This is a genomic window from Borrelia nietonii YOR (genome assembly GCF_023035795.1).
Classification (GTDB): Bacteria; Spirochaetota; Spirochaetia; order Borreliales; family Borreliaceae; genus Borrelia; species Borrelia hermsii.
The window spans coordinates 842,828-867,154 of the sequence record NZ_CP073148.1 but is presented as its reverse complement, the minus strand read 5'-3'; the positions used below and the strand labels follow the sequence as shown (position 1 = coordinate 867,154).

General features: G+C 29.6%; 18 protein-coding genes. 2 read left to right on the top strand and 16 right to left on the bottom strand.

What is annotated here, in order from left to right; translation table 11 throughout:
* Positions 1-7: 7 nt before the first annotated feature.
* The 13 genes from bhYOR_RS04135 to mutS all read right to left on the bottom strand — a co-directional run bounded on the left by bhYOR_RS04135 (position 8) and on the right by mutS (position 15,587).
* Entirely contained in the window at positions 8-1,075 is a 1,068-nt protein-coding gene (locus bhYOR_RS04135) for an LptF/LptG family permease (RefSeq protein ID WP_025434146.1), read from the bottom strand.
* Positions 1,072-2,361: an LptF/LptG family permease gene (locus bhYOR_RS04130; protein ID WP_025400111.1), complete on the bottom strand. Its 1,290-nt coding sequence runs from the start codon at positions 2,359-2,361 to the stop codon at positions 1,072-1,074. Before bhYOR_RS04130 ends, bhYOR_RS04135 begins: the two co-directional genes overlap by 4 nt.
* Positions 2,336-3,823 (bottom strand): hypothetical protein, encoded by a 1,488-nt coding sequence (locus tag bhYOR_RS04125; protein ID WP_025400110.1) that lies wholly within the window; start codon positions 3,821-3,823, stop codon positions 2,336-2,338. The genes bhYOR_RS04130 and bhYOR_RS04125 overlap by 26 nt, the downstream gene beginning before the upstream one ends.
* An 8-nt stretch (positions 3,824-3,831) precedes the next feature.
* Entirely contained in the window at positions 3,832-5,985 is a 2,154-nt protein-coding gene (gene pnp / locus bhYOR_RS04120; RefSeq protein WP_025400109.1) for a polyribonucleotide nucleotidyltransferase, read from the bottom strand.
* Between the two features lie 13 nt (positions 5,986-5,998).
* Positions 5,999-6,265, bottom strand: coding sequence for a 30S ribosomal protein S15 (gene rpsO, locus bhYOR_RS04115; protein ID WP_025400108.1), 267 nt, complete (start codon positions 6,263-6,265; stop codon positions 5,999-6,001).
* Between the two features lie 74 nt (positions 6,266-6,339).
* Positions 6,340-6,486: a hypothetical protein gene (locus bhYOR_RS04110; protein WP_247088232.1), complete on the bottom strand. Its 147-nt coding sequence runs from the start codon at positions 6,484-6,486 to the stop codon at positions 6,340-6,342.
* Positions 6,487-6,563: 77 nt separating this feature from the next.
* The gene (truB, locus tag bhYOR_RS04105) at positions 6,564-7,409 is read right to left on the bottom strand and encodes a tRNA pseudouridine(55) synthase TruB (protein WP_025400107.1); all 846 of its coding nucleotides are present in this window, start codon (positions 7,407-7,409) and stop codon (positions 6,564-6,566) included.
* 9 nt (positions 7,410-7,418) lie between these two features.
* Positions 7,419-7,778, bottom strand: a complete 360-nt coding sequence (gene rbfA, locus bhYOR_RS04100; protein WP_025400106.1) for a 30S ribosome-binding factor RbfA — start codon at positions 7,776-7,778, stop codon at positions 7,419-7,421.
* 23 nt (positions 7,779-7,801) lie between these two features.
* Positions 7,802-10,384 (bottom strand): translation initiation factor IF-2, encoded by a 2,583-nt coding sequence (gene infB, locus bhYOR_RS04095; RefSeq protein ID WP_025400105.1) that lies wholly within the window; start codon positions 10,382-10,384, stop codon positions 7,802-7,804.
* Positions 10,385-10,388: 4 nt separating this feature from the next.
* Positions 10,389-11,834, bottom strand: coding sequence for a transcription termination factor NusA (nusA, locus tag bhYOR_RS04090; protein ID WP_025434144.1), 1,446 nt, complete (start codon positions 11,832-11,834; stop codon positions 10,389-10,391).
* A gap of 13 nt (positions 11,835-11,847) precedes the next feature.
* The gene (rimP, locus tag bhYOR_RS04085; protein ID WP_025400103.1) at positions 11,848-12,279 is read right to left on the bottom strand and encodes a ribosome maturation factor RimP; all 432 of its coding nucleotides are present in this window, start codon (positions 12,277-12,279) and stop codon (positions 11,848-11,850) included.
* A gap of 111 nt (positions 12,280-12,390) precedes the next feature.
* Positions 12,391-12,996 (bottom strand): amidophosphoribosyltransferase, encoded by a 606-nt coding sequence (locus tag bhYOR_RS04080; RefSeq protein WP_025400102.1) that lies wholly within the window; start codon positions 12,994-12,996, stop codon positions 12,391-12,393.
* A gap of 8 nt (positions 12,997-13,004) precedes the next feature.
* Positions 13,005-15,587 (bottom strand): DNA mismatch repair protein MutS, encoded by a 2,583-nt coding sequence (gene mutS / locus bhYOR_RS04075; RefSeq protein WP_025400101.1) that lies wholly within the window; start codon positions 15,585-15,587, stop codon positions 13,005-13,007.
* Between the two features lie 75 nt (positions 15,588-15,662).
* Between mutS and bhYOR_RS04070 the strand changes: the two genes are divergently transcribed.
* The gene (locus bhYOR_RS04070) at positions 15,663-16,169 is read left to right on the top strand and encodes an STAS domain-containing protein (RefSeq protein WP_025400100.1); all 507 of its coding nucleotides are present in this window, start codon (positions 15,663-15,665) and stop codon (positions 16,167-16,169) included.
* 20 nt (positions 16,170-16,189) lie between these two features.
* Here the strand turns inward: bhYOR_RS04070 and bhYOR_RS04065 are convergent, their stop codons facing one another.
* From bhYOR_RS04065 to bhYOR_RS04055, 3 genes are read right to left on the bottom strand one after another with little or no spacing between them, the layout of a single operon-like run.
* Positions 16,190-16,708: an OmpH family outer membrane protein gene (locus bhYOR_RS04065; protein WP_025434143.1), complete on the bottom strand. Its 519-nt coding sequence runs from the start codon at positions 16,706-16,708 to the stop codon at positions 16,190-16,192.
* A gap of 35 nt (positions 16,709-16,743) precedes the next feature.
* Positions 16,744-19,203 (bottom strand): outer membrane protein assembly factor BamA, encoded by a 2,460-nt coding sequence (bamA, locus tag bhYOR_RS04060; RefSeq protein WP_025434142.1) that lies wholly within the window; start codon positions 19,201-19,203, stop codon positions 16,744-16,746.
* A gap of 20 nt (positions 19,204-19,223) precedes the next feature.
* A complete protein-coding gene (locus bhYOR_RS04055; RefSeq protein WP_025434141.1) occupies positions 19,224-23,612 on the bottom strand; it encodes a translocation/assembly module TamB domain-containing protein in 4,389 nt (1,462 codons plus the stop codon).
* A 74-nt stretch (positions 23,613-23,686) separates the two neighbouring features.
* On the opposite strand from bhYOR_RS04055, the gene tmk reads away from it, so the two are divergent.
* Positions 23,687-24,295 (top strand): dTMP kinase, encoded by a 609-nt coding sequence (tmk, locus tag bhYOR_RS04050; protein ID WP_025400096.1) that lies wholly within the window; start codon positions 23,687-23,689, stop codon positions 24,293-24,295.
* The last annotated feature ends 32 nt before the right edge of the window (positions 24,296-24,327 follow it).

Below are 24,327 nucleotides of genomic sequence, written 5' to 3'. Positions count from 1 at the left end.
AAACCTACTACTTACATACAAGATTATAAACTACAAAATTAATAATAATAAATAAAATAGTGGGTAATGAACTTGCAACAAATATGGGCAAATATCCAAGATCTGCTAAAAAACTAAAAACCATAATTGAAATAACATACACAACTGCAAATGCAATACTATTTAACAAACTCCATATAAAAATATTTTTTTTCAAAGCAAAACTTACAAAACCCACAGTAAAACTAAGAAGTATTAATCTAAATGAAAAAAATATTCTGCTGAAAAAATCAAATAAAGCTTCAGAATAATCCAAATTTTCTCTTCTAAGAGCCCCAATCCAGCTAATAAGCTTTGAAAAATTCAACGTTTTTGAAGAAAGCATAATGATTTTAATATACTCAGGCTCTAAATTAACAATCCCCCCATCATCAAGAACCTCATGAAATTTCTCTATCACATCTCGTTCTACCTTAGAAAATTCTCTTACACCATAAAGCCGCCACCCGGAATTGGTCCATTCAGCCTTACTTATATCATACCTTTTTTTAAAATTACCATTTTGATCTTTTAAAATTATTATCAAATTAGCAATAGTATCATTCTCGATATCATAATGCCTAATATTGTAAATTTCTCTTGCAAAATCTTTAATGATTATATTCCTATCATTTGCACCTTTACTGCCAATACTATTTTTAAGAAAAGCATCCCTTTTAGTAACAGTATCTATAACCAAATAATTATCAAAAAAAAAGAGTAATACTGAGATAAAAACACTAAGCATAATTATCGATCTTAATATTCTAGAAATAGAAATACCACAACTAAAGAGTCCTATTATTTCGTTTCTCATAGCAAGATTGCCAATAAGATTAGAAACAGCAAAAAGAAAAGATAAAGCTAAACCATCTGAGAAACATTTCGGTAAATAAAGATAATAAATATAAATAATATCACTAATACTAAGATTATGATCAAGATAATTAAAAAGATTTGTAAATAAATCAAAAAGCACAATTAAGATCACAAAAAGAAAATTCATAAACAAAAAAGTTAATGATATATTATTTACAAAAAGCTTATCTACTTTCATTTTTTTAAAAGTCTCAAAAAAAGTATTAAACCCGCAAAAATTAAAGCCACATTTGGTAAAACAGTAACAAGAAAAGGGTTTGGGGCATACTGAACAGTATAAACTTTTCCACCAATAAACATTACCCAATAGAAAACACAAATAAGAATTGAAATCACAAGCTCAAGAATAATAGAATATTTTTTATTTGAGTACATACCCATACCAAAAGCTAAAAAGATGAAAAATAAAACAGACAATGGCAAACTTATTTTTTGATAAAATTCCAAATAAAAAAGAGCATAACTTCTCTTAACAATTAGATCCTCATAAGGACTATAATTTAAACTTAAATTATACATATAATTTAAGTTTTCAAGAAAATAATTCTCATCTAAAATGCCATTTTTAGCATACAAATAATTTAAATAAGTATTTGAAAAATTTAAATGTAAAAGATCTTCTTCTAAATCATTTCTCATATCTAACTCTTTAACCAACTTATCTTGCTTAACAATAAGTTTAAGAACATCTCTCATACTCATCTGAGATGGTGTTACATTACTTAACAACCAACTATCACTAAACGTGACCTGATCAATTGAATATTTCATTCTATCAGCATAAAAATAGTCATAAAATCCACTCTCATCTTCTGTTAAAGCAATTGATAAAACATCATTCAAAATAAAATATACCTGATGATTTTCTTTCTGAATATTAAGTTCCCTTGCCATAAATATTCTATCATAGCCTTTAAGTCTAGTATTATCAAAAAAAGTAACATTTCTATATCCTGTATCAGATTTCTCTCCTGATACAAATATTAAATCCCCATACTGTTTACTTGAATAAGGTTTTAATATCAAATGAGGTATTTCTTCTTTGATTTCATTAAAAATTTTTAACCTACCAATAGAACCAAGTGGCAGCAAAAAATCATTTAAAATAAACGCAATCAATGCAATAACTACCCCTAATTTAAAAAATGGAACTAACAAATCAAAAATAGATATTCCAATTGATCTAAAAGCCAATATTTCATTATTAAGTTTAAATCTATAAATGGTAAGTATTACTGAGAGTAAAGCTGCAAAGGGAGGTGAAAGGGCAATTACCATAGGAAGCGAATATATAACAAAAATAAAAGCCTTGAAAAAGGGAACATAGTTTTGAAGAAGTATTCTCATAAAAAAAAGTATTTGGTTTATGAAAAATACAAAGAAAAAAAATAAAAAAGTAATTAAGAAATACTTACAAAATTCAGTAATTATGTAAGATTCATAATTGTTTCTTAATACTCTCATTTACAAAAACCAAACCATTATTTAAAGTTCCAAGTATAACATAATCATCGAAATTTAAAATTTTAACTAAATTTAAACTAATAAGCCCATCACCAGGACCTAGATAATCCCAACTATCATTTACTGTATCGTAAATTAATAAACCATGCTCAAAAGTTGCAAATAATAACTTATTATCCCTAATCTCCATATCAAGAAAATACCCAATGCTAGGATCATTGTTAACATTATATTTTACATATGTATGATTATCTAAACTTAACTTAAAAAGACCACCTCCATAAGTTCCAACGTAATAACCACCATCATGCTTCTTTATAAAATTAATATTGCTCTCACTCTCTACCTTGCTAAAAAAATTTAAATGTTTAACATTATTAAAATCAGATAGATCAATGCTATAAATAGCTTTATCCATTGTTCCTACCAATAATAAATTTTTTTGTTCATCTAAATATAATGATGAAATCCTATTAGAACCAAGTTTGATATAAGTCCACTCACCTATATCCGAATAAAACCATAGCCCAGAATCTAGAGTACCAACAAAAATACCATCTTTAGCACTAAGCAAAACCTGTATACTATTTAAGTTAACCTTTAAAGGTATTTTAACTTGCTTAATGGAATCTGCCAAATCATCAATATAATAAAGGGCATTAGGACCACCAATATATATAACTCCTTTATGCTCTGCAAATCCTTTAAGTCCATTTAAAACAATACTTTTCTTGTCTTTAATATAAACTTTATATTCATTACTCTTAACATCATATCTTAAAAGACCGCCAAATATGTTTGAAACAAAAATATTACTCCCAAAAATAAACATATCAAAAATACTATTATCTAAAAATCCTAAAGCTTCTAAATTTAGATAATTTATTCCAAATTTATCATTCAAGAAATTATAAATTCCTCGATCATAGTCTGCATTAAGAGAAGTTTCATCAATATCCCCTAATGCAGAGATTGCACCTATTCTATCCTTAACAAAATATTTAAGTTCAGCAGACCTAAGACTAGCATGAGAATATTTATAATTTTTTAAAAAATTATCAAAATTATATTCAGAGAGATCATAAGCACCCATATTATAATTTACATAACCAAAAAACAAATTGGCTTTAGCAAGTAATTCTTTACCATAACTTTCCTCATCAGTTACTATTTTATTTAAATAGTAACTGGTCATACCAAAATCTTTTTGAGCATAACTTTCCCTAGCACTTTTGAAATAAAAATTATCCTCTTTTAAAAAGGCATCACTTAAGAAAAAAAATACATCATCTTTAAGCCCTGGTAAATAACTTTTCTCATCAACATTTGACTTTTGAACATCATCGACAACAACAAGAGATAAATTAGCATCTCTACCAGTCAGACATGAGAAAAAGAAAAATAAGCTCATAAAAATAAGCTTATTTTTTAAAATACTATTTATGTAGTCTACAAATTTCATAATACTTATTAATCTCTCACTAATTCAAGCTCAATCTTACCGAACTTATCGATATCAGATATTTTGACCTTTACCATTTGTCCTTCCTCCAATCTTGGGGGATTCATACCAAATGTATTTCTATTATCCCTACCATATCTAGAATGCCTGCCACTGCCATATCTAGAATGCCTCATATCACCATATCGATCATCCCTTGATCTTGCTCGGTTACTTAAAAATCCTTCCTTAATAGGAGTAAGTTCAATAAAAGCTCCAAAACTGTTAATCTTTTTAACAATCCCGTCATAAATTTCACCAATTTTAGGTTCTCTTACAATACTCTCTATCTTTGCCTTAGCTTTTTGCATCTTTAAGTTATCAGTTCCAAAAAGGGTAATCCTACCATCTTGCTCAATTTGCACTCTAACCTCAAACTCATCTGTAATTGCCTTAACTGTCTTACCAGTAGATCCAATAACAAGAGAAATTTTATCAATATCAATTTGCAACTGAACAATCTTAGGTGCATTAACAGATATATCGTCTCTTGATCTTGAAATTACAGAATCCATAATAGATAAAATGTGCATTCTTCCAATTCGTGCCTGTTCAAGAGCATCCTTCATCAATTGCTTTGTAACGTTTGAAATCTTAATGTCCATTTGAAAACCAGTAATCCCATTCTTAGTCCCTGCAACCTTAAAATCCATATCACCTAAATGATCTTCTTCTCCAAGAATATCACTCAAGACAACATATTTATCGCCCTCACTAATTAATCCCATAGCTATTCCTGCAACTTGCTCCTTAACAGGAACCCCAGCAGCCATTAAAGACATACTCCCAGAACATACTGTAGCCATTGAGGATGAACCATTTGATTCTAATACCTCAGATACTACCCTAATAGTATATGGAAAATCATCTTTCTTAGGTAACATTGCCTCCAAAGACCTTTGAGCTAAATGTCCATGCCCAACCTCACGCCTACCAGTCATCAATCTACCTGTCTCACCAACAGAAAACGGAGGGAAATTATAATGAAGCATAAAATTAAGACGCTTATCACCATCAATATCATCCATTATCTGCTCATCAATACTTGTACCTAAAGTCGTTACGGCTAATGCCTGGGTTTCACCTCTTGTAAAAAGAGAAGAACCATGGGTTCGATTTAAAAGATCCACTTCAGCAGCAATATCTCTTATCTGTGTAGGAGTACGCCCATCAGTCCTAAGATTATTATCAAGGATTGATCTTCTAACAATTTCTCGCTCAAAATCATCAAAAGCTTTATAAAAAAGAGTTTCATTCTCTTCATTTACCTGATTTGTAGAAGAAAAATGTTCATAAGCTTTTTGCTTAACTAATTTTATAGCCTTATCTCTATTAAGCTTGCCCTTCACAAAACAAGCATCCTTAAGTTCAGAATAAATTAAATCTTTAAGTTCATTCTTAAATTCAAATACCCCTTCTTCATAAGCAAGTGGTAATTTCTCTCTCTCACCTATTATAGACACAAATTCTTTTTGAAGATTACAAATTTGTTTAATATATTCATAAGCTTTATCTATAGCAGAAAGCAACACTTCCTCGCTAACCTCATTAGCACCACCTTCAACCATTGTAATACCATCTAAACTTCCTGCAACAACAATATCTAGAAGAGAATCTTGTATCTCATCAAAAGAAGGATTTACTATAAACTCATTATTTAAATAAGCTAGCCTAACAGCCGCAATTGGACCATTAAACGGAATATCTGATAAAAAAACTGCTGCAAAAGCAGCATTCATCCCAACAATATCAGGAGGATTCATCTGATCCGTAGACAAAGTTGTTGGAATAACTTGAATTTCTCTACCAAACCTCTTATCAAAAAGCGGCCTCATAGGCCTATCTATTAATCTAGAAACAAGTACTTCCTTATCTTTTGGTTTACCTTCTCTTTTAATAAATCCTCCAGGAATCTTCCCAGCAGCATAATACTTTTCATTATATTCAACAGATAAAGGGACAAAATCTAAATTCTCCCGAACTGAATCTGAACAACAGATCGTAGCAAGAACAGTAGAACCACCATAAGTAGCAAGAACTGCTCCATTTGCTTGCTTAGCCAATAAGCCTGTTTCCAAAATCAAATCTTCCCTTCCAACTTTCAATTTTAAAATTTTTCTCAAAATTAACCCCTTATTACTTTCTAAGTCCAAGTTTAGCTATTAAGGTTCTGTAAGCTTCCAAATTTTTTTTCTGATAATATCTTAACAAACTCCTTCTCTGACCAACCAACTTTAACAAACCTCTCTTAGAGCTATGATCTTTTTTATTGATCTTTAAATGCTCTGTTAAATACCTTATTCTATCTGTAATTAACGCTATTTGCACTTCAACTGACCCTGTATCATTTGGATTCTTTCCAAACTCTGTAATTATTTTTTGTTTTTGTTCTTTACTAATCATAAAAATGACTCCTATACCATCATAGCAAAGCCTAAAATAGACCCTCTTGCTATAATTAAAATCTTCACAGTAAATTATAATATTTTTTTATTCAAATAACAAAAACTAACAAAAGACTTTTTGTCCAAGTTGCATAAACTACCAATCAAATCAATTATTGATTGTATTCTTAGCATACTAAACCCTATCTTATAAAAAAACTCTATTTTACTATTACTCATAAAAAATACTGCAATAAAAAATAATAATCTTGCTATTAAAATATTAATACTACTAATTATTTTTCGGAAATTAACCATCAAAAAATAATAACATATTTATATTTATTCAAACTAATACCACAAATTATTGCCAAGATCTCTTCATTGTAAGACTTTAAAATCTTAAACTCACCAATATTAATAACAACATTGATATAAGCACCATTCCGAATAAGCTTAATCATACTATTATCAACATAAATTTTGTCAAAAAGCTCTAAAGATTCTAAACTCATTAAAGAATTGCTATTGAAATCTTCACAAAAACAAGCATTATCTAATCTAAAATCTCCAATCTTAATTCTCTCAAGACTCTTAACATAAGCAAATGACCCCAAAAACAATGCCAAATCTCTTGCTATACTTCTAACATAAGTCCCCTTAGAGCATTTTATTTGTAATTTTAAAATACGAGAATCAACATTATAATTTAAGATCTGAATATCATATATATTGACTTTTCTAGACTGAAGCTCAAAAGACTCCCCGCTTAAAGCCAACTTATAAGCTCTTTTTCCTTTAACATGCACTGAAGAAAACTTGGGTGGAACTTGATAAATCTCACCTATAAAAGACCTAATCCCAAAACTTAATTCTTCCAAATTTGGAATATAATTTGTCGTGTTTACTATACTACCATTAGGATCAAGAGTATCAGTTTCAATTCCAAACTCAAACTCTGATATATATTCTTTATCTAAAGATGTAATGTAATTTGAAAGTTTAGTGTATTTGCCAACTAAAACAACTAAAAGACCACTTGCAAACTTATCAAGAGTACCTGTATGTCCAACTCGACTTGTAGAAAAATATCTCTTTAAAGGAAAAAGGGTATCACAAGAAGTTATTCCAATTCTCTTATTTAATAAAATAATCCCATTCATTAAATTTTACTATTCGTCACTAAAACTTAAATTTTCAATTATTTTATTAACATAAAAAGCCTTAGAAATAGTATCATCTCTTAAAAAACTTAATTTTGGAGTATTTCTAACTCTAATACGTTTAACAATCTCTCCTTGAATGAATCCCTTAGCATTATTTAATGCCTTAACAGCATTATCAAGAGATGCGCCCTCTTTAATAGAACCAATAAATACTTTGGCATTTATTAAGTCGTTTGAGATCTCAACTCTCACAACAGTTAAGAACTTGTGAACTCTAGGATCTTTAATGCCTTTTGTTACTATTAAATTACCAATCTCTTGAACTAATAAACTCTCAAGTTTTGATTTCCTTATCTCTTTTTCCATACATAAAATAATAAAGCAAATCTTTAAGATCCAAAGCGTCGCTTTACTTTCTTAATCTCAAATGCCTCAATAATATCTCCTTCCTTAATATTAAAATAATTATCAATCATAATTCCACACTCATATTGCGCACTAACTTCCTTAACATCCTCTTTAAATCGCTTTAATGAAGCAATTTTGCCAGAATTCACCTGCAATCCTTCTCGCACAACATTAGCCACAGCATCCCGTTTGATGCATCCTTGTGAAACATAACATCCAGCCACTACTCCAACCTTAGGAATGTTAATAACAGCACGAACTTCAGCAAATCCAATAAATTGCTGTTCAATATCTGGTTCCAACATGCCTTCTAGAACTGATTTAATATCATTAATCGCATCATAAATTATATTATATTTTCTAATTTCAACTTTTTCTTGATCAGCTAATAATTGTGCTTTTGTCGTAGGTCGCACGTGGAAACCAATAATAATTGCTTCACTTGCTGCTGCAAAACTAATATCAGTTTCAGTTATTGCTCCTACTGATGAATGAATAACTTTTACTCTAATCTCATTATTAGCCAATTTTTCAAGGGAATGCTTTAAAGCTTCAACAGAACCCTGCACATCCGCTTTTAAAATTATCTTAAGTTCTCTTAGTTCTCCATCCTTAATTGAATCATAAAGATTTGACATGGTAACTTTTTTTACATTCTTAGCATTCTCATATTTTTTAAGATCTTGTCTTTTAGAACTAATTAATTTGGCTTCTTTTTCTGTTTTTGTAACCTGGAATGGATCACCAGCTTGAGGAATTGATGAAAAACCCAAAACACTAATAGCTTTTGCAGGACCAACGCTTTTAACAGAGGCTCCCCGCTCATTGATTAATGCCCTCACCTTACCATGATAGACTCCCCCAACAAAAGAATCTCCTATAGAAAGCGTACCATCCTCAATTATAACAGAACAAACTATTCCTCTACCTAAATCAATTTTAGCATCAAGAACCCTACCAATAGCCCTTTTAGTTGGGTTTGCTTTCAATGACATTACTTCAGATTGCAAAATAATCATATCAAGCAGTTCTGTAATACCAATATTTTTAAGAGCTGAAATTGCAACAAAAATTGTATTTCCACCCCAATCTTCAGGAATCAAATCATACTCTGAAAGCTGATGTTTAACTCTATCTAGATTCGAATCTGGCAAATCAATCTTATTGATTGCAACAATAATGGGCACTTGTGCATCCTTTGCATGATTAATAGCCTCAACAGTCTGTGGCATTACTCCATCCACAGCAGAGACAACAAGCACAACAATATCTGTAACTTGTGCCCCTCGACTTCTCATCATCGTAAAAGCTTCATGTCCTGGTGTGTCTAAAAATGTTATTTCATGATCATTATAATTAATAGTATAAGCACCAATATGTTGTGTAATCCCCCCAAACTCCGTTTGATTTATATCAATATTTTGTAACACTGATAGAAGTCTAGTTTTTCCATGATCAACATGTCCCATTATTGTAATAATAGGAGGTTTTGCAACCATTTTGCTCTCATCATCTTCCTCTGATTCTATAACCGTTTCATCATAGATTGATACAACATTCACTCTAGAGCCATATTCTTCAACCAAAATAGTAGCAGTATCAGAATCAATCTTCTCATTAATAGTTGCCATTACACCTAAAGTCATTAATTTAGCAATTAAATCTGAGGATTTTAAATTCATTTTTCTTGCAAGTTCAGCAACAGTAATAGTTCCCATAATGTCAATTGACTTAGGAATTGGATTTGCTAGATTTTCTTTTTTCTTTTTCTGAAGCTGCTCAAAAACTTTTTGTTCTATTGTTTGGCTCTCAATTTCTTCCTTTTTCCTCTTGTAACCTTTTTGACTCTCTTGTTGCTGCTTCTTCTTCTCACCAAGTTTCCTATTAAGACCCTTACTATCAGAATCAGAAGGTGACATCGCAACACTAGAGATAACCTTAGTCCTTATTACTCGTCTAAATGTCTGAGAACCACTACTACTATGAGCATTAGGTCTACTTGAATATCCTCTATTGCCTTGCTGCGGGCTACCAGTACTATCCTTATCTTTATGCACAAAAGAAGGCCTCACGCCTCCCCTATCTCTATTTCCATAAGAATATCCTCTATTATCTCTATTATAAGTATTAGTATTGGGTCTACTTGAATATCCTCTATTACCTTGCTGCGGGCTACCAGTATTATCCTTATCTTTATGCACAAAAGAAGGCCTCACACCTCCCCTATCTCTATTTCCATAAGAATATCCTCTATTATCTCTATTATAAGTATTAGTATTAGGTCTACTTGAATATCCTCTATTACCTTGCTGCGGGCTACCAGTATTATCCTTATCTTTATGCACAAAAGAAGGCCTCACACCTCCCCTATCTCTATTTCCATAAGAATATCCTTTATTTGGATCTTGATTGCCCCATGAATTGGAAGGCTCAACAAAATCATCTTTTGATTTATTTAAATTTCTATCAGTATGAGCTACAACCTTTACCACTTTCTTTCGTAATTTAACAACCTTAATTTTTTTTTCATCTTCACTGCGATCATCATCAATATTTTCTGACAAACTATTACTCCTCTTCAAATTCAAAGCTAAGCCCTATCTTACAACCTGGACAAAAAGTCATATTTTCATTAATAACAGCCCCACACTCAGGACAAAGTAACTCTTCTTCATCTTTTATGCCTTCAATAGATCCATCATCATTAGCAATTATTACCATCCCTTCCTTCAATATCTTATTGATTTCTTCTTGCTTTTCATAGCTTATTCCTAACTCAAAAAGGTTTTCCTCGCTAGCATCCAAAAAATTATCAATATCATCAAGGCCTGCTTCAATCAACTTATCAACAATATCACTATCAAGAATCTTAAGCTCACTAATCTTGTTTATCTCCTCGAATTCATCTTCCTGAACATTATCTTGAAGAATCTTGTCAAACATTTCAAAAGTCTCTTGTTTAAACTCTCCACTTGCTTTCATTTCTGCAAACTGACTATTAGTCTTAACATCAATTGCCCAATCAAGAAGTCTATTTGCAAGTCTAACATTTTGCCCCATCTTACCTATTGCAAGCGAGAGCTGTTCATCACTAACAACCACTAAAGCTTTATGTAAATCCTCATCAACAATATATACATTATCTATTTTAGCAGGAGTTAGGGCATCTTTAATAAATTCTTTAATATCCTTAGAATAAGGGATAATATCTATTTTCTCCCCTTCAAGTTCCTTTATTATTGATTGAATTCTAACACCTTTTTGTCCAATACAAGGACCTACAGGATCAATCTCTTCTTTCTCAGAATAAACAGCAACCTTAGTTCTATAACCTGGATCTCTTACTATTTTATGAATCTTAATAATACCTTCTTCAATTTCAGGAATCTCAAGAGCAAGCAGTTCTTCAATAAATTTAGGGTGAGTTCTTGACAAGACTACCTCTATTCCATTTTTACCCTTCTTTACACTATAAACAAGAACCCGGACTTTATCATTAAGTCCATAAACTTCCCTTGAAGATTGATATTTTTTAGGGATAACACCATCTGTACTACCAAGATTAACATAAAGATCTCCATTTCTATTCTGCTGAACATAACCAATAACAATCTTATGCAATTTGTGTTTAAATTCTAAGTAAAGTTCATTATCTTCGATTCCCTGCAAATCACTCTTAGTTCTTTGTTTAGCAACTTGAATTGAAAGTCTATCAAAAATCTTAGGATCAATCTCAACATATGCATATCCATCTTCCATGACTTCAAATTCTTGAGCATCATCTTTCAATATCTCAAATATATCATCTTGAACTTCCTCTACGACCTTTTTCTTAGCATAAACTACTAAATCTCCAGTATCCTCATCGAATTTAATTAAAGCATTCTCACTTGTCCCAAAATACTTCTTATAAGCTATCATCACAGATTCCCTAACAGTTTTTCGAATAGCATCTATGCTCATGCCTCGCTCACTAGCAATATTGGAAATCATTTGACCAGTACCCTTTATCATATCCAAGACTCCTTCACGATAATTTAGCCTTCTTGACATCATTATAAAGAACTTTTACCTCTTTATTATCTGTTTTAAAAATAAAACTATCTTCTTCTGCTTTTAAGATAAAACCTTCTTCAAAATCATTATCTAACATTAATTTAATCTTTTTACCCTCAAAAACTTTAAATTCTCTATCACTTTTAATTTTCCTATTTATCCCAGGCGTAGAGATTTCTAAGCTAAAATTATATTTAAGAACTGCCTCCAAGTTAAGTAAAATCATTTTATGTAAATCACAAAGCGTATCAACTCCGAAGTCATCACCCTTATAAAGAATTATTTGAACTCTACCCTCATCTCTTTTTCTGAAAGTGTTAATTTCTATAATTTCAATTCCCAATCGATCTGTTACATTCTTTATTAAATTGTAAACTTCACTATTATCAACAATTTTAACCAATCAAATTCCTAAAAAGAATAAGGCTCTTTTGAAAAGAACCTTATTAAATAAATAACCAATCCAAGTTAAGAGTAACATTAATGGGAATAAATGTCAAGACGCCAATAATCACTAAACTCTCGCAAGTGATAGTTTTATCACACTACAAGCACCATGTTTTATAAGAATATCCTTACAAATAGTCATAGATGATCCTGTTGTCACAATGTCATCAATAAGCACAACTCTCTTAAAGTCAATATTTCTATACTTCAATTTTAATTTGACTTTATTCTCTAAATTACTATGCCTTAAATCTCCACGCAATAACTTTTGACTCTTGCCTAATCCTCGCTTAAAAACATTAACATACTTTATCCCACTATTACCTAACAAATCTCCAATATATTCCATGTGATCAAAACCATAAAAAATCCTTCTTTTAAAACTACAAGGAACACTAACAACCAGGTCAAAATCAATGCTCATCAAAAATTGCAAAATCCCATTTGCAAAAAACTGGCCAAGTAATCTTTGTCCATCTCTCTTGTAAGCAAGAAGCAATTTCTTACACTCATTTTTATATTCAAAAAAATACCAAACATCATCTCTCGACTTAACATCAAAATGAAAAAATTCAATGCAATCCTTGCAAAGAGCATTCAAGTAGACATAATTTTTATGACAACAAGAACAAAGGGGAAAAAATATGCTTTTTAAGACAACCCAATTCCACATCTACATGCTTACGTTTTAATCTTTAAAATTATTTCACTTAGCAAATTCATCGCTTGAACAGGAGTAATATTATTGATATCTATTTTAGAAATCAAATTTTTAAGTTCTAAATAAGCATTAAGATCCAACTCATAACTTAAATCTTCTTCCATTGCCTCCTCACCATCATTAACAACAGAAGTGGCTGAAGTAAAAAATTCCGACACACACAAGTTCTCTCGACTAGTTAAGCTTTTAAGAATAAAATTAGCCCTTTTAATAACTTTCAAAGGTATCCCAGCTATGCGGGCAACATAAATTCCATAAGAATTAAGAGAAGGTTTCTCTTCAACCTCTCTTAAAAAAATAAGTTCATTACCTTGTTTTTCAATTTTCATTGAAAGATTAACAAAAGAATCATGATTAATAGCTGAGAGTTCATGAAAATGGGTTGCAAATAAACTTCTAGCCTTGATATCTTCTAAAATATATTCAACAACTGAACATGCAATAGCAAGTCCATCATTAGTACTAGTACCCCTCCCAACTTCGTCCATAATTATTAAGCTATCCTGCGTTGCATTCCTTAAAATATTAGCCGTTTCATTCATCTCTACTAAAAACGTAGATTCACCTTTGGAAATATTATCACTTGCTCCGATCCTACAAAAAATCTTATCTGTAATCCCTATTATGGCTTTATCGGCAGGCACAAAAGAACCAATATGTCCCATTAAAACAACTAAAGCAGTCTGACGCAAATAAGTTGATTTGCCTGCCATGTTAGGACCAGTAATTAAACAAAAATATTTCTCACCGTCAATCCTTACGGAATTTTTAGTAAAAGCTTCAACTCCCTTCATATAATGCTCAACAACAGGATGTCTAGCACACTCAAGAATAATTTCTTTATTATTAGTTAAAGTGGGCCTTACATATTCATTTTTCTTAGCTAAATACGCAAAATTAGAAACCACATCAATATATGCGCAAAACTCAGCAATTTTCTTAATAACCGCACTATGCTTAACTACTTTTAAAGCTATCCCATCAAATATTTCTTGCTCAAGAGATAATAAATTATCTTCAGCATCATTAATATCTCTTTCAAGTTCAATAAGCTTATTAGTTTTATATCTTTTAACAGAATTTAAAGTCTGACTTTCTATAAAATGAGATGGAACTTGCCCATAATAACTCTTTGTAACCTCAAAAAATAAACCCCGAACATTAATTCTCTTAATTTTAAGGCTGTTAATTTTACTAAAATTTTTCTCAAAATCAAGATAATCATCAACATACTTGCTTGCATTATTTTTAATTTCTCTTAAACGATCAATTTCAGCATTATACCCATGTTTAATAAGCTCATCCTGTCCATTTGAAATAGCACAATCAATCAAAGAGTAAATTCCTCTTATATCATCCTCATCATTAACATCGAATGTCCAATAATTAAAAGAATATTCATTAAGTAGCCTCTTTACTGAAAAAAATGCTATTAAAGTTTCCCTAATAAATAAAAAATCTTTTTTAGCATATTTCCTCATTTGAAGTCTTGAAATTATTCTCTCAATATCCCAAACATTACTAAGAATCTCTCTCAATTTTATACTTAAATTAACATTATTGTTTAAAAATTCCACATGAGCTAATCTATTATTAATTGCAGCAATATCTAAAAGCGGATTTAATATATACTCTCTTAAAAGTCTCTTCCCCATTGGGGTTTTGCAATCATTTAATACTGAATACAAAGAATAACGAGCCGTCAGATCATTATTGTTTTTAACAAGTTCAAGATTTATTTGAGTAACATCATCAAGAAACATATATTCAGAATCACTATTAATATAAATCGTATCAATATTGATCAATAAATTCTTTAAGTTATTCTTTATATAATCTATTATCAAAAAAGATGAAATATAATAAGGCTCGTCCTCTTTAAACCCAAAAGCACTCAAATTAAGAACATTAAAATGATCTTTTAGTGATTTTATGGCAATATCTTTGTCCAAATGCCAATGGGGAACCTTATTAACTAAAAACCGTTCAAGAGCAAGCTTTTCTAAATATTTATAATAAAAACTCTCTGAAACTATTATTTCCTTTGGGGAATACTTTTCAATATCCCGTCTTAACTTTTCTAAAAAACTTCCCTCATAAAGGATTATTCCAAGCCTAGATGTCGACAAATCTATATAAGAAAATGAATAATAATCCTTATAATCACTAATAGCTACCAAGTAATTATTAACATCATCTTGCAAAAGATCTTCATCAACCACAACTCCAGGGCTTATAACTTCAACAACTTCTCTTTCCAAAGGACCTTTAGGATCCGTCTGTACTCCTTGCTCACAAATTGCAACCTTTTTATCAAGCAGAATTAACTTTTTTATATACTCTTTACTTGTATGACAAGGCACTCCGCACATAGGAATATCCTCTCTTTGAGTTAAAGTTAATCCTAAAAGCTTACTTCCCTCAAGAGCATCATCAAAAAACATTTCATAAAAATTACCTACTCTAAAAAACAGAATAGCATCTTTATGTTTATTTTTGATATTCAAATATTGCCTCATCATCGGCGTAACATCTTTTTTCATATAAACAATACTAAAATTATAATTGATATTATTAAAACTTTACAATATACTTAAAATTATCAAAAAGAATGCAAAATGAATGATACTTCTCAAAGCAATGTCTTTTACGTGTGTAGAGACGATTCTATTTTCATAAAGTTAATTAACAGATTTACTGCCTTATATTCTGTCAATTTTAAAATATTTATTAAAAATATGTTTATAAATAATAACGATAAAATCAATAAATTATACATAGATTTATCTGAAACAAAATATTTAGATTCAACTTTTATGGGAGTACTACTATATATTAATAATAAGAGCAATGAACACAAAAAAACCTTCAAAATAATAAATTCCAGCAAAGAAGCACTTAAAAACTTAAAATCTCTTGGTCTTGAAAAGATATTAAAAATAGAAAATCAAGAAGAAAAATTACAAAAAAGTGAAATGAAAGAATATCTTTGCTTCAATACACATAAAAATACAATATTTAAATCAATGTTAAAATCACATATTTCACTCTCAAGCCTTAATAGAGATAACAAAAAAGAATTTTGCACTCTAATTAGAAGACTTAAGAAAGAAAACAAAAATTAAAGAACAATTCTAATAATGTACTACTGTGCATTCAAATACTTAATGACATCATCTGTTACATCAACAGTACTATTATAATAAAGAATATAAGGATTATCCTTTTTCATCACCAAAGAAATACCATTAGTTTCTGCAACATATTGAATACCATTAAGTATCTTACCCCAAAGTAACCCATCACTATTTAGGCTGTTTATACTAATCTGTTTCTGTTGCTCAAGATTACTCTTAGCCAAGTTTTTAAGCCTCTTAAGCTCATCAATCTTTAAGTTATATTGATTACCATATGATTTAGCATTCTCTAAATCATGTGTACTAACAGATTCATCGTACATTTTTCTCAAATCCTTAATCTCAGAATTCAAGGTATCTATTTTGTCTTGATAATGATTTTTTAACTGCTCAAGATTAGACTTCAATTGCGGACTTAAAAATCCAATTACAACTTTTTCAAAATCCACAATACCCACTTTTGTAACATTAACTGAAAAAAGATTTAATGGAAAAAAACATGCAAATAAAAGCATCATGTAAACCATAACAACCCTCCTTATGAAAAGCTAACTAAATTATATCAGTATCTCATATCAATGGCTAAGAAAAATTTAAACCCTCCAGAATAATTATAATATCTATTAACACCTTCATTATTGAAATAAAATGGATAAGCTATTACAAAAGACAAAGGCATTTGGGGCAGAACACTTCTAATTCCAAAGCCCCAACTAAAAATAAAATTACTAAAAGGAACAAATAAAGAATTCTCTTGCCCTTCTAGAGAATATGAAGCCATATCTAAAAATAAAATATCCCAAACCAAAATATTCTTAATCAAAGGCATTGATATCTGAAGAGTATTTACAAAGGAACTATAAATATTACTCAAAGTACCCCATCCTCTTGCAATCATAAAGTTTTCACTAATAACTAAAAGATGATGTGGCTGTACTTCTACTTCAAAACCATTTCCAAGTGGTGGCAAAACATTTGAATAAACACTTCTTAAAGTTAAGATTAAATCAAAATATGGGGTAAAAACATCTTGATAGCCTAAAAGAGAGAAATACCTCTCAAAAGTCGTTGTGGATTTCGAAAAATGACTCTGTCCAAGCAAAAACCCACCAAAAAAATCAAATTGTTGCTTAAGCAAAAAACCATTATTAGATAAAGACTGGGAATTTCTTGTATCCCACGCAACACTAATACCAAAAGAATTTTCAAATCTAATAGTATTATAATTATCCCTCAAATAGTAATTTGAAGGTCTATTAACATTATTATCATAATACACATATTTCAAAGCAGTTTGAACAGTTCCAACAAATGACTGCTTTCCAAGATAATTAGAAAAAGTATAGCCAGTAAACCCACTAATACTAAATTTAGCTAAAGAATAATTCATAATATTAAAATCCGAAAAATTTTTATCATTATTATATGCTTCCCAACTTACAAAAGGATCTGGTACTTCCTTTTTGCCTATAAATATAGGTCCATTAATATCCTGATAAGCTGTATTTATAGAATGTGAGAAATCAAGAAATCCCCCAAGAGTCCATCTAGTCTGCATAAACCAATTATCTTCAAACATCAACCTAAAGCTTTGCTCTGAGAAAGCAAGATTAAGTCTTGCAGAAAGAGCATACCCTTCACCTAGAAAATTAGATTGTTCCCACTGTCCAAAAACTGAAAATGGAAGCCAAGAATTACTAACCCCACCAAAATTCATACCAAATCTCAAGCTTGCTGTCTCCCGCTCTTCGACAACAAAATTTATTTTCATTAAACCCTCAATACTACTTGGAACAACATCGGGTATAACATTGCCAAAATAGCCAAGTCTTTGCAAATTAAGCATTCCCATCCGAAGTTTTTCCAAACTAAAAACATCTCCCTCCATTAGTGGAATTTCTCTAAGTATTACATGAGAAGCTGTTTTCTTATTACCTGAGACAGTAATAGACTCAATATGAGCTTTCTCTTTTTCTAATATATTAATAGAATAATCTACAAATTCATCTCTTATCGTTCGAGAAGGCACAATCTCTGTAAAGATATAACCATCAGAATAATACTTGTCTCTAATTTTTGCAAAATCTTGCTCAAACCTTGAATCATCAAAAATATCTCCTTCCTGAAAAGTAATTAGGGATTGCAATTCTTCTAATTTAAAAACCAAATTACCAGTAATTTCAAACTTACCAAATTTAAAAATATCACCCTCTGAAATAAAATATTTTAAGTAAACCTCTCTTTCCATTTTTTTAGAATCACTAGGAATTCGTATATCAACAGTATTATTTACAACTTTTGCATTAATATATCCATTATTCTTATAATAAGACTCAAGTCGCATCTTATCTTTATCAACATTTGACTTTAAATACTTGCCATCAGTAAATAAAGATGAGGGTTTTGACACTAAATATTTTCTAAGAATACGGCTCTTAAAATTCAAATTTCCCTCAAAAGAAACCTCTTTAACAACATACTTAGGACCAGCATTAATTTTAAACACAATATCTACTAAGCTATTTTCCTCTTTAATATCAAATTCAACAGTAACATCAAGATACCCGGCATCTTTGTACATTTCTTCAAATTTAACAACACTTTTTTTAATTCTTGAAAGATTTAAAGCCTCTTTTACCTTAACATCTGATTTGTCACGCAGTTCACTATTCCAAAAAATCCCACTATCATCAATAAAAGTAACAGTTTTTACTAAAGACTTTTCCTTCACAAAAAATGTAATTACAAGTTTATCATCTTCTATTCTAAACTCAGGTCGAATAAGTCCCTCAAAATAATCAAGAGCATAAAGGTCAACTTGCAACCTATCAAAAAGTTCATCGGAATAAGCTTGTCCCAAATAAACATTTAAAATAAATTTAAGGTCATTTTCTTTTATATTCTTAAGCCCATTAAAGTCAATACTTTTTATCATCTTATCCTTATAATTCTCTTGAGAATATCCTAAATTAAATACAAACAAGATGAAAACCACAAAAATGAAGATTTTAAATAGCTGCACCCCAAACCCCTTACATAACTTCAGTATTTAAATTTCCAAAAAATAGATATTTGATTTCCTATGCCGTGACCATATTTCATAAAATTATAATCAAAAATATAGTCAACAAAGAAAAATGGTGAATCAAGCTCAAGACCAAAATTAATACTAAAATTTAAATTCTGAGAAAACGGTGTTACTTCTTCTTTTAAAAATCCAAATCCTGCTTTAGCAAAAACACCATCGGCAATATATTTACCCACTTTAACATTTGTTTTATCAAGCACGCCTGCAAAAGTTGTTGAACTTCCCAAGATACCAATGGCGTTCCTTAATATATCCGTTTTTATACTCAATAGGTCTAATTTTAATACAGAACGCATATAATCTTCAATAGGTTGTACTATCAGATCAACAAGAATATCACTAGCTAATCCAAGTGCCATTTCAGCTGTATTTGTACCTGCTGACTGTAATCCATGCTCACCTCCAATTATTGCATTTGATAAAAGATATTTGATCTCTTGTTCCGTTCGCGCAGGATAAGATGAAAAACTAAGATTCCACAAACTTAAAGGACCATCTATACTCATTGTTATCAACAAATTTTCATTACCATCTTTAATCATATTTGTAGCCTCAGCCTTTACCCATGGATCAAATTTATTCTTATTTTCATTAAAAGATATATATGAAACACCCCTGAAAACAAATTGTTTATTATTATAATTGAAAGAGCCACTTGCAATATTTAAATCTCCCTTAAGGATAAAATCATCAGTCTTAGTATCGGATTTAACCTCAAGCTTATTTCCTCTTGCAATAATAGCATTCAAGAAAGAAATCTTATTATCTGGCCAATGAAAAGCAACACTACTATCAAAATTGATTTTAAGATCCGTAGTAATATCTAAACCCTTAGAGTTAACATTAGATGCTACAACTTTCCTTGACCTTTTATACGGATCTATTAATAGATCAACAATTGAATTCTCAAGTAAATAAACCCAAGCATTTGAAACACTTAGATCTCCTCTAAACGCAATCTCTTCAGAATTACCTTCAATAAAAAAATCACCTGAAGCATGTCCAACAAAATTTATAGCTACTTTATCAAATTTAATAGGCACTCCAGAACTACCAGAAACACCAATATCTATCTTATAATAATCAACAATACTATCACTTAGAAAATTTAGATTCAGATGAGCAGCAATATTGACATCAGAATAATAGTCTAAATTAAATTTGTTCTCAATAATTACACTATTATCTTTAATAATAACTGGCACATCAATTAACTCTAAAATTCTACTCTTTCCATACTGTCTAGATAATTTTAGATATTCAGTACTTATTAAACCATGTACTACTCTAAACTCTCCATTAAGATTTGGATTATATAAATCACCATTAACATCCAATGTGCCAGCTACATTAAGATCATAGAGAACAAAATGCTCTTTAATATTATAAAAAGTTTTTGACCCCAATAAATCTTCCGTAATTAATTTTGAGTCAAATTTAATATCCTGAATATTGCTGGTAATTTTATTTCTAGAAATATTACCTGAGGCAATAAAACTAAGGGGCAAATAATCATTTAATCTAACATTAAAATTACCATCATTATATTCATAGAAACAATTAAGCAAATCATATTCGACTGATAACATGACAAACCTTTCAAGGTTATTCTTAAACTCAATTGTAAGGTCAGAAAGATTTTTATCTTTATATCTTAGCTCTCTTAAAGAAATCTCTCCATTAGTTTCACTCTTTAAAATACCAAATTCTTCCTCAATTTTACTTTCAAATTTTTGAAAACTTGCATTCACCCTTGAAGAGAAAAGGTTGCTGTTAATATTAAGACTAGAAATCCCAATAGAATTTTTAATATCATATCTAAAATTACCTGTCAGAATTTCTCTTTCATTCTGACTCGCCTTTATATTATAAATATTAAGATTATTATCAACCAATCCCAAATTCAAAGAGCAATACGTAGGAACACCTACCAAAGACAGGCCATCTGTTTCAAGATAAGCACTAAGAGAATAATTAAATAAATCACTATCTTTAAAACTCAGGATAAAATTACCATTAATCTTTCCATTTAAGAACGAAAAGAATTTTAAATTATTAAAATCGAATCCCTGAAATCTACCAACAAAATAACTGCCATCTTCATTAGAATCAACACCTAAAAAATAACGCTCTGAATCCAAATTCGAAAACAAGTTCAAATTACCACTAAGTTTTCCATCTAAATTAAAATGACCTTGTCCTTGTAAATTTGAAATCCCGTTTATAAATCTAATATTTGAAAGACTAACTTTTTTATCCTTATATAAACCCTCAAAGCTAAAATTAAAATTATAAGCAGGATCCCCAGAAATCTTATCTAATCTAAACTTAGGAATTGTAACATTCAAATCATCATTAATGATTTGATAATCTCCAAAAGAATTGACATTTAACAAAATTTCAGAACTTCCATTATAAACACGAAAATCATTAATATCAAACAAATAAATTATAGATGAATCAGAATAAGTTAAACTGAATTGTGACTTAGGTGAAAATTGCAAGTTAACGTACCTATCTTGGAAATTCAACTCAAAATACAAAGGATAATTCCTGTTCAAATAATTAACTTCAGTATTTATCTTAAAACTATCATTAAACAACTGTATCAAAAAACTAGAATTTACATTATAATCCCCATTACTATAATTAAAGCGTTTTACCTTATAAAGGTCATTCTCTCCACTTGCATCAAATATTAAATTAAAATCATCTAATTTTGATAAGACAGCAAAATTGAGACTATTTAACTTACTCTTGGTATAATCAACGGTGTTAAAATCAAAATCCGAAGTCAAATTTAAATACTTGCCCGACAAGAAATATTCAGGAATAACTTTAGTCATGAAAGTTTCTGGAAGGATATCCTTCAAAAAAAGTATAGGAAACTCTTTAATGCCTAAATTAAGGTTTAAATTTTCCTTATTAAAATCACCCTTTAATAAAATTTTAGAATTATTGTTAGCAAAATTTAGCAAATAATCAACATGAATATTATCCTGAGCAAAACTTGTTTTCATATTCAAATTTTGAATTTTAAGCCTACCAACCTTTAAGTCATCAGATTTTACACAAAAATATTGAGCTTCCTTACTAAAATCTAAATGTCCATTAATATCCTTAAACTTAAAAAATTTTGCAGACCTAAAATCAAGCCTTCCTATTGGCACTAAATCTTTTAAAGAATAATATCCTTTATAACCAATAAATCCTCTCTTAAGTTTTACAAAAGCATTTTGTATATCTGCAACTTTCGAATTACCCTTAATTTGTACTTTTACTCCCTGAATCTCCTTATCTACCATGTTAGCCTTTGAAGATGAATTTAATAAAAATGCATACCGCAAATCTTTATCTTTAAAATCATAAGAAAATGCCAACTGACCATTTAAACTTGTATCAAGATGATTTTTATAATCACTCAAATTTTCATTAAGGCTTATCCAATTTAAAAGATTTACATCAAAGAATAAAGCATCCAATCGTAAAAAACTTTTATTAAAATCATATCTTAAATTAAAATCCATATTTTCTCTTATAATATTAAAAATTTCAATATTTCCCTTCGAATAATTTATTTGAAATCCTTGCTCAAGCAAAGCAAAATAACCTGTATGCAATTCTAAAAAACTAAAATTAATATATCCATCTTCAAGATCTTTTTTAAATTTACCTTCAAAATAAAAAGTTGAATCAAGAATATTTTCATAACTAACATCGGGATTTAAAACTGCAAGAGAACTAAAATCAACAATAAAACTAAATAAAAAATCATCGTCAATAGTCTTTAATGCAAAACTCTTAATCTGGAATCTTACAAACTTCTCAGGAGTTAGTTTAAGATTCATATCAATATCTTCTAAATGCATGTGAAGACTATTAAAGGAATTAAACATTTTTCCAAGTACTCCACGACTAGTATCATCAGCATGCAATTTTAATGTATGAGAATGCGAATTCTGAGATTTAAGAAACTTAAAATCATTTAAATCAAAATTCAAGGTACTGCCCCTTACAAAAACATCTAAAATAATGTTTTTATCTCCTAATAGCAGTCTAAATAAATCCAAATTGACTTTAACAGTATTCATTAATATTTTATCTTTATCATTTAAACTCAATTCTAGATTATCTATTTTTATTGAAGATAAAAAATACGGGGCAATCTTATCATATTTAATTTTAAGGCCTGATTTTGATTCAAGATAACTTATAACAAAAAATCTAGCGGAATAGACTTGAGCTTGAATAAATAAAATAAAAACCACAAGAATTGATATAAAGACTAAAATTGAGAAAATAAAAGATAGAGCAATCTTATTTCTTACAAAAAACAAATTCATATATCTATGCATATATATTATATAATACTTAAGTAAGTATCTAATTGCTCAAAACATCTAAGGAGATAATTTTTGTGAATAAGATCTTAAAAAATTTTTACTGCATAGAAGGAATTGATGGAAGTGGAAAAACAAGCATAATTCAAAAATTACAAAAACTCTGTAATAACAAACTAAAGTACCATTTCACAAAAGAACCATCACAAGGAATAATTGGAAAGTTCATAAGAGAGCAACTGACTAATTTTAAAAATCCCTTAAGAAGGGTATCACTGGCACACTTGTACACAGCAGACAGATATGAACATTTGTACAATACAAAAAATGGAATACTAGAAATATTAAACACAGGTAAAACAAAAGTAATAACCGACAGATATTTATTCTCATCTATAGTATATCAAGGGGAATTGGGATATAAACTAAACAAAGATTTCCCACTTCCTGAAAAACTATTCTTCATAAAAACGGATCCCAATATCGCATACAAGCGCATTCAAGAAAATAGAATACAAGCTGATCTTTTTGAATTTGAAGCAGCAAAATTCAAAGACATTAACTCTAGATATACAGAAATGCTCAAAATTTTTGACGGCTTGATTGATATTGTATACATTGAAAACTCAAATAAAGAAGACTTAGAGACAAGCACAAGAAAAATTTTTGATTTAATAAAATTTTAATATTTATTAAAATAAAGGAAAGGATACAAAGC